The sequence below is a fragment of the Faecalibacterium prausnitzii genome, assembly GCF_003287405.1.
Lineage (GTDB): Bacteria > Bacillota > Clostridia > Oscillospirales > Ruminococcaceae > Faecalibacterium > Faecalibacterium intestinale.
The window spans coordinates 1-13,679 of record NZ_PRLD01000025.1; the positions used below are offsets into that span (position 1 = coordinate 1).

At 47.4% G+C, this 13,679-nt stretch carries 13 protein-coding genes and 2 pseudogenes; all 15 read right to left on the reverse strand.

Annotated elements, in window-relative coordinates; all coding sequences use genetic code 11:
* Window positions 1-1,058 (reverse strand): annotated as a pseudogene (locus C4N24_RS14255) (helicase-related protein); the annotation flags it as partial.
* A gap of 1 nt (window position 1,059) precedes the next feature.
* Entirely contained in the window at window positions 1,060-1,248 is a 189-nt protein-coding gene (locus tag C4N24_RS14260; protein WP_112091953.1) for a transposon-encoded TnpW family protein, read from the reverse strand.
* Window positions 1,249-1,354: 106 nt separating this feature from the next.
* Window positions 1,355-3,220 carry an AAA family ATPase gene (locus C4N24_RS14265; protein ID WP_112091954.1) on the reverse strand — a complete coding sequence of 622 codons (1,866 nt, stop codon included), beginning with the start codon at window positions 3,218-3,220 and terminating at the stop codon, window positions 1,355-1,357.
* A gap of 12 nt (window positions 3,221-3,232) precedes the next feature.
* Entirely contained in the window at window positions 3,233-4,804 is a 1,572-nt protein-coding gene (gene mobQ, locus C4N24_RS14270) for a MobQ family relaxase (RefSeq protein ID WP_347475247.1), read from the reverse strand.
* A gap of 268 nt (window positions 4,805-5,072) precedes the next feature.
* On the reverse strand, window positions 5,073-5,390 hold the full coding sequence (locus C4N24_RS14275) for a DUF3847 domain-containing protein (RefSeq protein ID WP_349152815.1): 318 nt from the start codon (window positions 5,388-5,390) through the stop codon (window positions 5,073-5,075).
* 23 nt (window positions 5,391-5,413) lie between these two features.
* The gene (locus tag C4N24_RS14280) at window positions 5,414-6,865 is read right to left on the reverse strand and encodes a hypothetical protein (protein ID WP_112091957.1); all 1,452 of its coding nucleotides are present in this window, start codon (window positions 6,863-6,865) and stop codon (window positions 5,414-5,416) included.
* Window positions 6,862-7,899 (reverse strand): hypothetical protein, encoded by a 1,038-nt coding sequence (locus C4N24_RS14285; RefSeq protein ID WP_112091958.1) that lies wholly within the window; start codon window positions 7,897-7,899, stop codon window positions 6,862-6,864. The genes C4N24_RS14280 and C4N24_RS14285 overlap by 4 nt, the downstream gene beginning before the upstream one ends.
* A 65-nt stretch (window positions 7,900-7,964) precedes the next feature.
* Window positions 7,965-9,674 carry an AlwI family type II restriction endonuclease gene (locus C4N24_RS14290; protein ID WP_112091959.1) on the reverse strand — a complete coding sequence of 570 codons (1,710 nt, stop codon included), beginning with the start codon at window positions 9,672-9,674 and terminating at the stop codon, window positions 7,965-7,967.
* A gap of 14 nt (window positions 9,675-9,688) precedes the next feature.
* On the reverse strand, window positions 9,689-11,581 hold the full coding sequence (locus tag C4N24_RS14295) for a Dam family site-specific DNA-(adenine-N6)-methyltransferase (RefSeq protein WP_055191345.1): 1,893 nt from the start codon (window positions 11,579-11,581) through the stop codon (window positions 9,689-9,691).
* Between the two features lie 17 nt (window positions 11,582-11,598).
* A complete protein-coding gene (locus C4N24_RS14300; protein WP_055191343.1) occupies window positions 11,599-11,811 on the reverse strand; it encodes a helix-turn-helix domain-containing protein in 213 nt (70 codons plus the stop codon).
* Between the two features lie 183 nt (window positions 11,812-11,994).
* On the reverse strand, window positions 11,995-12,192 hold the full coding sequence (locus C4N24_RS14305) for a hypothetical protein (RefSeq protein ID WP_112091960.1): 198 nt from the start codon (window positions 12,190-12,192) through the stop codon (window positions 11,995-11,997).
* Complete coding sequence (locus C4N24_RS14310) at window positions 12,185-12,502, reverse strand: hypothetical protein (protein WP_112091961.1); 318 nt, start codon at window positions 12,500-12,502, stop codon at window positions 12,185-12,187. The genes C4N24_RS14305 and C4N24_RS14310 overlap by 8 nt, the downstream gene beginning before the upstream one ends.
* Window positions 12,503-12,594: 92 nt before the next feature.
* Entirely contained in the window at window positions 12,595-12,894 is a 300-nt protein-coding gene (locus tag C4N24_RS14315) for a hypothetical protein (RefSeq protein ID WP_112091962.1), read from the reverse strand.
* Window positions 12,895-12,907: 13 nt separating this feature from the next.
* Window positions 12,908-13,297 (reverse strand): TnpV protein, encoded by a 390-nt coding sequence (locus C4N24_RS14320; protein ID WP_112091963.1) that lies wholly within the window; start codon window positions 13,295-13,297, stop codon window positions 12,908-12,910.
* Window positions 13,294-13,679 (reverse strand): annotated as a pseudogene (locus C4N24_RS15545) (DUF2116 family Zn-ribbon domain-containing protein); the annotation flags it as partial. The gene C4N24_RS14320 and the pseudogene C4N24_RS15545, both read right to left, overlap by 4 nt.

Here is a 13,679-nt window from a genome sequence, read left to right on the forward strand (position 1 = left end):
GTTTTCTGTTTCTGGATCTCCTCCGGGAAAGTTTTGAGCAGCTTATCCTCCAGACGATATTTCTGATTCTGGAAGTCACCGCGCAGAACTTTCAATTTTGCCACCTGCACGTCCAAATCCATCTTTTCCCGGATGCGCGGGTCACCAGCACACAGAGCCTTGATTTCAGCGTAAGACAGAGCCTGCTCATCAATATCATCGCAGGAGCGCATAGGCGACTTGCTCGTCATAATCTGCGAAATGAACTTCTGCTTATTCTCTAAGGTCTGGTACAAGTAGGCGTCAAATGTCGATTCAGTGACGTAATTATAGACGTACACTTGTTTGTTTTGATTGCCTTGGCGGATGATTCTGCCATTGCGCTGGGTCATATCAGACGGACGCCAGCCTACATCCAGATGATGCACCGCTACGAGCAGCGTCTGGACGTTGGTTCCTGCTCCCATTTTGGCAGTGCTGCCCAGCAACACACGCACCTGTCCGCTGCGTACCTTGGAGAAAAGTTCTGCTTTCTTGTTCTCCGTATCTGCGTTGTGGATGAACTCGATCTCCTGTTCGGGCACACCGGCGTTGAGCAGCTTGGTGCGAATATCATCATAGACGTTGAACGAACCGTCCCCCTTGGGAGTAGACATATCGCAGAAAATCAACTGGGTCAGCTTCTGCTCCTTGGTGTCGTTCCAGATGCGCAGGACGTTGTTGACGCAGGCATTTAACTTGCTGTTGGGGTCATCGGGCAGAGCGGAATTCATCAACCGCTGGTCAAGACCGATTTTGCGGCCATCCGACGTAATTTTCAACATATTATCCACAGAAGGGTCAACAGAACCGCTGTGGACTTCGGCTGCACGTTCGCTCAACGCTTGCACCATGTCCTGTTGGATTTCCGAAGGTTTGACCACAACCGTCTCAAATTTTGCATCAGGCACCGGGAGATGCAGCTGGTCGCTGGTCTTGATGTCGGCCGCTTCTTTGAACATCGCCATCAGTTCGGGCAAGTTGAAAAACTTCGCAAAACGAGTGCGCGCACGGTATCCGGTGCCTTCGGGCTGGACTTCGTCAAGAGGTTTTCGGTAATTTTTCTAAATTCATCAGGTTGTCTGCAAGGAGGTCCCTTGTGACCTCATGTCTGCACATATCCTTGAACATCTTTTCAATCGGCTTTTTGGCGGTTTCGGACTGCTTCACACACACAATAAAGGTGGTTTTACCAATCTGCACCGAATAACTCGAATTCTGATTCTCCATTCGATTTCTCCTTTTATCGTCACTTTTTGAATTTGGCTGGCAGACTGGCAACTGTGGGTGTACCATGATTTTCTTGCCAGCCAAAATTTTCTGCCAGCCAAATGGCTTATTCCATCCAAAAGACCTTTTTGCGGCCTTCCACGATCTTGCTTTTCAGGGCATCGCCCAGTTCCCGTTTTGCATCCCGGACGGTTCGACCGGGGATGCCCCTTTCCAGAGCCGCCTTGTCGATGTCCTCGCTGAGCACCTGCTTTCCTCCGGCAAGCAGGGCGCAGATCAGGTCTTTGGCTTGCTGGGTCTTGGTTTCCCGCTGCGGCTCGATGCCGGACAGCATTTCATCTGCGGTAATGTCGTACTCGCCGACCCAGCGGAAGCCACCCTCGTCCCCCAGAGAGAACGCCAGTGACGCTCCCGGCGGGGCAAGGGAACTTTTTTCGTGGGTCAGGATGCGCATGGTGGGGTCGTGCTTCAGCTTGCCGATAAACATGACGCTTCGGACGGCGGCTGCAATGTCGATTGAGCCGAGACCCCGTTGCAGACTCTGCATTCCAGCGGCCTTGTTCAGATGCCCGATCAGCAAAATAGCGCAGCCTGTTCGCTGCGCTACCTGTCCCAACCGCATGAAGATAGGACGGACTTCGTTTGCCCGGTTCATGTCCACGTCGGCACCGAGATACACCTGGATCGGGTCGATGATGACCAGTCGGGCGTTGTTCTCAATAATGGCTTTTTCAATTCGTTCATCGGAGAGTGTCAGCTGCACATCGCTGTCATCAATGACCAGCACCCGGTCAAGGTCTGCACCCGCTTCGATCAGGCGAGGCTTGACCGTATCGCCCAGACCGTCCTCTGTGGTCTGGTAGATCACGTTGAATGGCTCCATGCGCTCCATGTTGGGCAGCAGCTTTCCGTTGGTGCAGGCAGCGGCAAGGTGCATGGCAAAATAAGTCTTGCCCTCGCCCGGATTGCCTTGCAGCACACTGAGCTTTCCAAAGGGAAGATACGGTTTCCAGAGCCATTCCACCGGAGTCAGTTCCACGTCGCTCATGCGGATGATCTTCACGGAATCTTTCTTCGGGGGCTCTTTCAGCACGATGCTTTTGAAATAATTGCGGTTCGAAATCTCTGCCCGGTGCACCAGAACATCGTTCCAGTCCTTCATGCAGGGCTGGATGCGGGTCACGCTCACGGTGTCCGGCAGCAGCCCCGCCAGCCGCTTGCAGGCATCCTCTCCGGCTTTGTCGGCATCCAGACAAAGGAACACCCGCTCCACATCTGGGCGTTCTGAGAGAAACTGCCGCAACGCCTTGCCCGACACCCCGCCCAGCGACAGATAATTGTGCTGCTGCCAGTTTTTCGGGAACAGTTCGATGAAGGACAGCAGGTCGATGGGCGCTTCAAAGACCAGCAACTGCTTGTCGGTGCCGCGATGGGCAAAGCCAAATGCCTTTTCTGCACCGGCTGCATCCTGCCGAAACTTTTCCCGAATCCCACGGCTGCTTGCGTAGCGGGGATGCCCGTCTGCATCCCGCCCCACAAAGACCACGTTGTGGTGGGTGGCGTCTTCGTAAATATCTCCGGCGGCGATGAAGAAGTTCACCAGCGAGGGACTGAGTTTCCGTTCCTGTGTCAGATAGTTCAGGATGTTGGCGTTGGTGACGTTCCGCAGCGGCAAGCGAAACGCCAGAGAGGGGGCGGGGTCAGCCTCCGGCTGGGCTTCGCCCGGCTCTCCGGTCAGCATCTGCATCGCTTCGGGGAAGGACTTGCCGTAAAATTCCATCACGAAATCCACCGGAAAGCCGCCCTTGCTCTGGCTGTGCCGGAACCATTTGTTGCCGCAGACGGTCAGGCTGTCGTGGGCTTTCCAGCGGTACTCTTTTCCGCTGCGCACCAGCGTTTCGCCCTGCGCCCGGAGAAATTTTTCCAGATCCACCGCATTGGCTTTGTCGATCTTGGCTTGAGTGTAGGTCATGTTGCTCCCTCCTTAAAGCTCCTGTGTGTGATTTTTCGCTTCCGCTTTCATTACAGACTGTGCTGCCTTGGCTTCTTCCAGCTTTTTCAGCACCGATTCCTTTTCCGGGGTCTTGCCGCCCGGTGCGGAAAGCTGCTGCTTATTCAGCACCATGTCGATATACTTGCGGATATTTTTCAGTGCGGAGATGTCCGGCTGCAAGGTTTCCAGTTGGGTACGCAGTTCTGCGCTGCTGGATTGCAGCGCAGAAAATTCGGCATCCAATGCCGAAAAATCCACTGCTGTGCTGCCGTTCAACTTCATCAGGATGCGGACAGCTTTGTTGAACGTGTCCAGTTCCTCCTTGTGCTGGGCGGCATAAGCGTCCTTGGTCAGCTTGAAGTTCTTCTTGATAAAGGTATCATGGATGGGCTTCAGCTTGGCATGGACAGCAGCAGCGTCCTTGATCTGAGCGATTGCCCGCATACGGTTTTCGTTCTGCTTCAACTGCCTGCGGAGAGGGGCGGCAGTCTGGTTCAGGTTAGAAATTGCAGTGTCCAAATCCTCGATGGTGTTCAGAGAATGGGCTTTCAGGTAGTCCACCGCCTGCCGAATCTCCTCAAAGTCCCGGACAGTGCATTTCAGTTTTGCCTTGCCAGACCAATCGCTCCGCTGCTCGTTGCGGAGATTGAAGTAGTCCACCAGCAGATCGGACAGCGTGGGCTCCTTCGCCTTTTCCAGTGCGTCCAGAAGAATCTGCTTCTTTTCAGTCAGGTCTGCGATCCAGCGTTGCAGCCCACGAATTGCGCTGCGGATGGACTGCATCAGGCTGTTGGCGGCTCGAATATCTCGGTTCAGGTTGCCGAGAAAGGTTTCCACCCCACGCTTTTCCATCTGGTGTGCAGCGGGGCCGAGATGGACGGTCGGTATCTGTTGGATGCCCTGCCGCTCAAAGGAGCGCAGGTCAACACGTTCCGGTCTGCCAGCGGCTTCCAGATAGCGGTTGGTAATGGTTTCCCAGCTATGCCGCCAGACCTCAGCGTACTTCTGCTCGTTCCAGTCCACGGTGTTTTCCTTGTGGCACTTCCAGTTCCCAGAAGGGAGCTGGATGCGCTCGCCGTTCTCGTCAAGGTCGTAAACCTTTCGGGCTTTTGGAAGCCACCTGCCGTGTTCGTCCATCGCTCGGAGCGTCAGCAGAATGTGGGCGTGTGGGTTTCCATCTCCCTTGTCGTGGATGGCAAAGTCAGCGATCATCCCTTTGGAAACAAACTGCTCCTGACAAAACTCTTTTATCATGGACAGATACTGCTCTTTCGGCACCTCCACCGGGAATGCCAGCACGATGCGGCGGGCAAGCTGGGAGTTCCACTGGTTCTCCACAGCTTCCACGGCGTTCCAGAGGGTTGCCCGGTCTGCAAATCTGGGCGGCGCATGGGACGGCAGCATGATCTCGGCATGGACAAGTTCTTTTTTCTTGTTGTAGAATTTTGTTTTCTGGTCATACTCGCTGAACAGCCGTTCGCCGCTTTGATAAGCAGCCCCGGCAACAGCGGACTGCCCTTGGCTGCGCTTGACGATGGTGATTTTGAAATGCGGACATGGAATAGGCATCACCTCCAAACAAAAAGACCGCCCAGCAAGATTGCTCTTGTGAACGGTCTGGAATCGTATTCGGTTGTGCTCGCCGCCTTAGACCGGAGTGCCGTGCGCTTCAGTCTTAGGCGGGAGCCGCAAAAGGATAGCTGCAAAGCAGCGCAAGGAAAATGCAGTTTTCCTTGGGATGGAATCGGGCTGGCGCACAAACGCCAGCTTCGATTTCATCGAGCCGTCTGCAAGACCGCAATTTCACCGGAACGGTGTATAATTGCGCCCTTTATTCTAAAGGGTTTTGGACGTTGCTGCGTTCGTGAACGTCATGCACCATCTTTGCAAGTGCCAGCACGACTTCCGGTTGACGGAACGAGATTTTCAGCAGTTCCATCACCTGATCGTCGGTCAGCTCTCCCGGACAGACCAGAAAGCTTTCCAGCATTCCGGCACGGGTGCAAAGGCGATGCACACGCTCTCTCCGGTTCAGCTCTGACATCTGGCGTTCAAGGATCTTCTCCCGGTGCTGACAAGCGCGCAGCTTTTGCTCTGCTTTGGCTTTTTCGCTGCGGAGGTAGGCAAGATCGGTTTTGGGTTGGGTCAATGGCATCACGCTCCCTCTAAATTCTATTTGATCGGAATCAACCTGTCCTCAATTTCAATTCTGTTAACCTGATCAAAATCATATTCATAGATAGATGCAATAATCAGCTGATTTTCTGAGAAGTCTCTCTTTAAGATGCTCATCATCATCTTTATATTTTCTTGATCAACTTCTTTTCCCGTGGGAGAATCCAAAATTATGGGCAACTTTATACCAAGTTCTTTTTCAACAGCCAAGATATATGCTAATCTGAAAGAAAAAACCGTTTTATGAAGAACCGCTCCTGATAATTCTTTCAGATTTGAGGTAAATAGATAAGAAGGAGAAATGGTGTCATCGTCACCCACACCCATTTCTGTTGCGTAACGAAGAATATCTGTATACAAACTCATTACAACAGCATTGTTGCTCTTTGTTAATTCTCTTATTTCAGCGCGAACACTTTTTAGCTTTTTTTCGGATTTATCCAATTCATCCTTTATTACGACAGAATTCATTGGTGTTGAAACAATGCGTTTGTCAAAAACTTCCGCAAGGTTTTCAGAGGTTAGAAAAGACATTTGTTCATTTTCCGCTGCTTTTACCTTTTCTTTTTGTTCCAGCTGATTTTCTAGAGTTGCCAGATCGAATGAAAGCATTTTGCGTTTTGAAACCAGCAATTCAACAGAATCGTTGAGCCCTATAATGTTATCTTCTGTAACTGGAATCTGATTTCCACTCTCATCCTGAACAACCAAGTTCATTTCGGATACAAATTTTCGGAAATTTTTATTACTGGATAGTGCCCGGTCTACTCGTTTGAGTTCTCGCTTAATTCCACCTATTTGGAACAAAATTTGCTGAATTTCACTTGTGGCATATTCATTATAACTCTCTGGTGCAAGGCTTCCCATATCAGCTGCCACTTGATCTCTATATTGAGCGATACTGAACATTTGTTTGTACTTTGAAATGTTCCTTGTCAGTCTGTTTTCTTCTGCAAGTAGTTCATTGCAGTTGCAACCGGAAAGGCCACGTATTAATTCCTCAATATTGAAATGAATGCTTCCAATAACTGTTCCACGATTTAACAACGTCCAACCTTTTTCTTGATCAATATAAAAAGTTCCTAATAAATTCAAAAGAATATCGTCATTGCAATTTCCAAACAGCAATTTATGAAACTCCAATTCTTGCGCTGGAAGGACAATTGTGCTCTTTTGGTTGCCATGCGTCAGTTCCAAGAAATCCTTGTTGTAGCGTATAACAGACACTTCTCCAAGGGCATCACAATAAAGATGTGTTTCAACCTCACACTGATCAAAACGCATCCTCTTTGTGCTTGGAATATTATATCCGATAGAGTACAGCAGCAGTCTTAATAGAGTGGTTTTTCCACAGCTGTTTTTAGTGCTATGAATCAAATTCGCTCCATCAGAAAAATTTATCGTGCGCTCAAGTAATCCCTCTTTAATGCGGATGCTTTGAAATCTCATAGATTCACCCCACTCTTCACACTATCTATCTTGTTTCTTTTAGTTATAACATTGTAAAGAATCGTTTTGATCAGGATTTCTTGCACTTCTTCATCTATACCAGTATCATCAAACATATATGTATATTTTTCCCAATATGAGTCTACGAAACCAAAAGCTGTTTCCATACGGCTTTTATGTTCTGCACCGTTCTTGTATGAAATGTATTCTCTTAAAATATCCTTAAAAAACTCATACTTCTCACAGCAATCAGTAATTAAGCCCTTATATTGACTGATTACTTCATCATAAATATCTGAATCCAGGTGATCGATAAATTTTTCGCTTGTTTGATCAATATCTGTAATAATCACAAGTATTGGCCCGATAATCTCTTTCTTGCTAACACGAATGGCAGCATTCTTTTTGCTTCCATTTCTTTGTAAATCATTTTGCCATGCTTGCATAAGTTTCTTTCCCATGCTTAAGGAGCTCAAATGGAGATCTTCTGCGAATTCTTCTACGGCTTTTAGAACATATTTATAACGTTCATCCTCATCATCAGTTTCGAAGGGAAGAGTTTGAATCAGAAGTTTTTCAGTGTCCAACGGATGTTCAATCTTAGCAAGATAATCATCAATTATTTTCTTTGATGAATCTGGCAATGAATCATAGGTTCGATAGGACGGTGGCCCAGAAAAAATACCTTTGGAAGCCTCGTCGTTAAACGGATTAAAAGAGTTCGTGATAAAAATAAGTTGTTTCACGTTTGTAGCCTTGTTTCCACCCTCTGACAAAGTTTTCAAGGCCTTTTTTAGATTTGCACGTACATTATGAAAATTACTGCTCCCCAATTGCACACCCTTTGCTTGTGCCAAAATTTTTTCTCCATCAGTAAGTTGGAGTTCGATATCCTCATAATTTCCTTCAATCCGAATAGTATCAAGACTTTTGATATTTCTTAGCATTAGAATGATCGCAGCATTTACCTGAAATTCAAAGCCAAACATAACTTGGTCTGCACGTCTGCTAGCAAGCTCCTTTTCGTCATCCATAATATGTAGCCACCTTAATCTTTAATGTCCGAGGACTGTTACAAAGAAACCGAGAATTTATTACCTCATACCGCAGTTTTGAGTCCTTTGGATTTTTCAGAAACGGTATGATCGATATATTTTTTCCAAGAAGGTGCCTCCAAAACATCTCGCTGCGATTCACATTCAAGCAGCAGATCACAAAGAGTTTGCGGAGTTGCCTTATCCGCTTCAAACATAGCAACAAAATATTTCTGGAACTGTGCCAATGTCAACGGCACGATATCAAGGCGCTGCTTCACGTCATCTTTGGCATACCAGATACCATGTCGGAAGGTTTCCGCCGTATTGGTATCAATCCTGACAGCAATAAACATTCCGTAGACGGGCTTATCATATTTAAGAACTGCATCAGAAACATGGCGGCGGACAGGCTCACCCTCCATAGCTTCCTGTCTGGAAGAAGTTGACATTGTAACCTCAGTCAAGATGGTGAAATCCTCAAATTCACAGTACAGATCACCCTTGCCGCCACCTGCCGCCGAAACAGGCATAAAATCGGAATCGAGTTTGAAACCACGCACCTCATAGGGCATATTCACCAGATGGTCAATGGCTAATGATGCTCTCCAAAGCGTCCACTCTAAGTAAGCCGGGGTTTCGTCTTTGGGAACCTCAATGGCGTTATCCTCGTCATATACAGTTTTTCCGCCGCCTTTGATTAAAAGCGTCATATAGTCGGAAATTTCTTTCCACTGGTTGCACTGCGCTTGAGCATACTGGATTTCATCAGTTTGGGCAATAACGCTTTCAAGCCGACGACGAGCAATATTGATCTCCGTTGGAGTGTCCAACGGAAGATCAGAAATATCAAATGCAATCCGCCGTTCTTTCATCTGGCGCATCAGGTCGTTCAAAACAGATTTCGCTACATCTTCATTATCTGTAGGCAACGGAGCACCATTACAGAGTATTCTGTATTCTTCGATAAGAGGTTTATCATTCGCTGTACTTTTTGCAAGAGCTTCTGCTAGCACATGCTTTGCAGGTGAAATAATAAGGCCACGACCTTTTCGTTGTAAAACACCTGAAATGCGAAGATACCGCATATTCATATCAGAATAGTCCAAGAAATTATCCGACTTCTTATCATAGTCTTTAGCCCGAACAGCGATTTCCTGCCGATCAAAGGTTTTCTTTGCGGGTGCTTTTGCTCGTCGCATTCTTAAATCCAAGATATTGTCCACAACCTCAGACAAAGAATATTTGGGATTTGTAGTGTGTCCCCACAATGCAAATTCAATGCGGCTCAACTCAGATGAGCCAGTTCTTTTTTCAAGTTCCAGCATAATGGCAAGAATCCATCTTAATGGCGAAAAATACGAAGATTCGCCAGCCAGAGGAAACTGTTCGACGCTCATTGCCCGCAAAAAGCACTCTTGAACAGCAGGATAAGTGTCCGCTTTCAAAAACACACGTCCGAATGGCGTTATATCGTCCATCTTTCCAAGAGCAGCTTGTTCACCATATTTTTTATCAAGCTTCGGATAGATCAAGCCGTTCTTAGAGAACATAAGCCGCCATTTTCTGGCGTGACTGCCGGATTCATCTTTTCCACCTTCATTTTGAATGATACCTTTCTCATTCAGAAGATTCATAAACGCAATATCGTTTTCCCGACCTCGGAGATTTCCAACGAAAGAGGATTCTGCAAATACAGAGAATCCATCCTTGATTCTATTAGGATTTCTGAGACCAGTGTTTCCAACCAGCCAAATATCAATCGGAGTCCCCATTTTGAACTTCCTCCTTAATAGCCGACAAATAAATACTCCTGCACAGAGTTTCGATGGGTTTTGGCTTCGCCTTGATTTCCAAAGGAATATTTATAGTCAACAGGAATCACTTCAACGTGCTTTTTGTACCGAGCCATAATCTCTAACATTTCGTCTTGTGTCGGAAGGCTGTTGGAAGAATAAGACACAATCAGAATACTGTTCGCAAATTTCTTAAAAAGCTTATCGAACGCATCTGCCGCCCCTTTTCTGGTGGAAAAAGGGGTCGGGTAGGATTTGAATTTTTTGGTCTGGGTGTGTTCTTGAATTTCAACGCCCTTCCAATCACGAGCAAGACCCTCGACAAAATGATACCTTCTGACATATTCGTTGTCGGATAGCGGAGAATAATATGGAGGGTCCATATACACAAGGTCTGCCTTGTCTGCCCGGAGTTCCATTGCATCGCCGTGTTTAGAAAGACAGCTCATTCCATTGTCAAATACGGCAGCATTTACGGCCTCGACAGCTTCCAAGAACTGCTGCTCTAAGCTCTTCTGTAAGTCCTTACGACCGTCATTGTACCGATTTCCTGTATAGGTAAAAATTCCGCGGGGTCTTTTTTTAGTACAGGCACGAATTAAAGCCGTCATAGCAATAGCACGTTTGTAAGAGTCTTTAATACCTGCAATATTTGTGCGAAGAATGTCGATCAGTTCGTTTTCTGCATCAGTATAGTATAAATCCTTAAAGGTGGTCGCAACAAAATGGTCTGATTCCTTTTTCTTTGCCAACAGTTCTTTGGCTTCTCTTTCGGACAAGGTAACATGGCTGTTCTCAATCATTGCTTTTGTAAAAGTCGCAGACATTGCCATGTAATCGTTACTGATAACAGATTTACCCTGTGCCTTGAACATATAACCGACAATACCAGAACCCGAAAAAAGATCAACCGCAGTTTCAAACTCAAACTGTGACGCGATTGCCCAAATCTGAGAAAGCAGTTTACTTTTAGAACCCATAAATCGTGTGGGAGGATAACAAGATACCTGCTGCGGCAGAGGTTGGGGAGCGAGTTTCATAAGAGTTTTATGTTTCGGAGGAACCGTAACGATAACATCCTCGCCCTTTCTGCTCTTTCCATTGCAGGAGATGTGACGTTTCGTTTGAATCACATCGATCTTAAAGGGAGAATACAGTTCGTGAACCAGCGGATGGTTAGAGTTTGTCAATACAACAGAGCAGCCCATTTCATGCAGCCGCATCACCATCTTTGCAAGTTCCACATGATCTTCCTCATAGAACTGTTCCTTGGTATACCGTTTGAAATCAGAATATTCAGAAATTGGAAGATAAGGAGGATCCAGAAAAATAAAGTCACCCGGCTTGGCATAATGCTCCAGCACCAGCAAATAATCACCACAAACGATCTCTGCTTTCTGCAAAGCCTTAGATACTGCATGAAGATTTTCTTCATCGCAGATTTTGGGATTTACATACTTTCCGTATGGAACATTGAATTGACCCTTGCGGTTGACACGATACAAACCGTTAAAGCACGTCCGATTGAGATAAATTGTTCTAGCAGCAGCCTCCGCAGGAGGAAGTTCTGTCCACTCTAGCGCACGAACCTGATAAAACATCTCGCTGGTATTTTTGTATTTTTTCAGATAGTCAATCACATCATCGAGATTATTGGCAACCTGACGATACATATTGACCAGTTCCGGGTTGCTGTCTGCTATAATTGCATTTTCAGGCCGCAAGGCAAAGAAAAGTGCGCCGCCGCCGAAGAACGGCTCAATATATCTTCCATAGGAGGAAGGAACTTTAGGCAGAAGATCATTCAACATCTGGGTCTTTCCGCCTGCCCATTTCAATATAGGCTTTGCCTGAATATAACTTAAAGTTCTTGCGGTGTTATCCATAGTATGCCATCCTCCTTTCAATCTTCATTTTTAGCAGTTAGTTCCATGATGTCACCAATATCGCATTGAAGTGCTGTGCAGATTTTCACCAGAACATCTGTTGTGACATTTTCATTTTTTCCTAGTTTGGCCATGGAAGTATGGCTGATTCCGGCTGCAACACACAGATCTTTCTTTTTCATATCCCGATCGATCAGCAGCTTCCAGAGCTTTTTGTAACTTACTGACATTGATTTTCTCCTAATGCTTGTTTTCCATCATCTTGGAACTAAATTCCGCAATCGCTGAATTTCAAGCAATAGTATATCATCCTGACAAAGGATACTCAAGAGCCGCTAGCAAAAAAGCACAAAATAAAATTCAGCAGAAGCCGAAAAGCCCTCCGCATCTGCTGAATTCTGTATTCTACCTTTTTACACAGGCAGGATTGATACCGCCGCATTCCTGACCTGATACGTCACACCGCTGGCTTCTCCCTTTGTCTTGCGGCAGCACACCTCCGGGTGCTGCGATGCAAGGATATCCAGTTGCTTTTGCAAGGCGGGATTCAGCGTAAATACGCTGCTTGTTCCGTCCTCGCTGGCATAGATCATGGTTTCCAGCTTAAACATCGTCAATCAGTTCTCCCTCCTCGGATTCGTCAAAGATGGTCGGGCCCCAGTCCTCGTCCTCCTCGATGTCCTGCATCAGGAGCAGCATGTTGGTGTAGCACTCCATCTCAGCACGGACAAAGTAGAACATCTGGTCGTACCAGTCTGCCAGCGTTTCGTCCTCCAGCTTCCGGCAGAAGTCATACACCATCTTGTTCTGATTGGGGTCAACCGTCAGCCCGGCAACTCCGTACAGCCGCTTGCGGGTCAGTTCCAGATCGGCGCAGCCATAGGTGTAGAGCAGCTTCTTTTCTTCAAACGTCAGTTTCATAGGCTTGTTCCTCCGTATTAAAAAAGGGCCTGCCCTGTGCAGACCCGATGTAGCAAAAAGACCGCCGTGCGTTGTGCAGGGCGGTCTTGAACTCAGGATTGGAGAAAATCCCGGAGTTCATCAGCGAAAAAGGAGATTTTGGCGATAGCAGCTATCGCTATGTAAGGCAGGACGAAAACCACAAATGCGGTAATCAGCATTTTCAGGACTTCGCCGCCGTCTGCCAGCTTCATGATCCAGCTTGCTAGAGCCACGAAGAAGAACAGCCCTGCGAGTAAATTTGTTACCACCGACGAAAAAGTGGTAAGAAAAATGCCAGCCCACTGTGCCAGAATCAGCAGTAGGAGCAGCGGGAGAAGGGCAAGTTTTAGCATCCATTTCAGCACAGCCATCGTGGGCACCTTCTTAGATAAAGATCAGTTCTTTCTGGATGATTTTCTCGGCACGGTTGCGGATGCTGTTCATCCGGCGCACCCATTCCAGTTGATCGGCGGCTTTCAGCGCTTCGTCCACGCCCTCAGCTTCCTGCATCTGCCGGATGATTAGGGCAAGCTGTTCTTCGGCCTGTTTGTCCAGCTTGGCAAGGTAGCTACCCAGCTCCCCGGACAGGAGCAGTTGATTGTACCGGATGGGATGATGTTCCTTCAGGTACATCTTATGTAGGCGACCCCACCGCCCGGTGGGGTGTTGCTCTGCCGGGGCTGCTGCTGTCAGGTTCGGCAGATAGTGGTCATTGACAAGGGTGTAGTCCAGACCGTTGTTGCTGTCGTGGAGCGTGTTCTTTAAGGTAGTCATGCTGCATTATCCTCCTTTGGTTTCGGCGTTGGGACTGCTTCTGGGTCAGGTTTTGGATTTCCTTTTTTCTTGTGATAGAATTCCAAGGTTTTCTTGTTGTGGTTGATTCTTCTGCACTCATCGGAACAAAATTCCTGTTGGCTGTGTGTAGGCCAGTAGGAGTGACCGCATACGGCACAGGTGCGCTGCCGGTAGTAGTGAGTTCCTCTCTCGGCTTCTCTAGCTGCTTCCTTTTGCTCCTGTCTTGCCTGATTCCAGCATTCCCTTGAGCAGAAAAGCTGTCGGTTGCTCGTAGGTGTAAACGACTTCCCGCAGTGCGGACACGTTTTGGTTTTAATGATTTCGCCACCGTTTTTAGCGATTTTCTTTGCTTTTCGCTTTT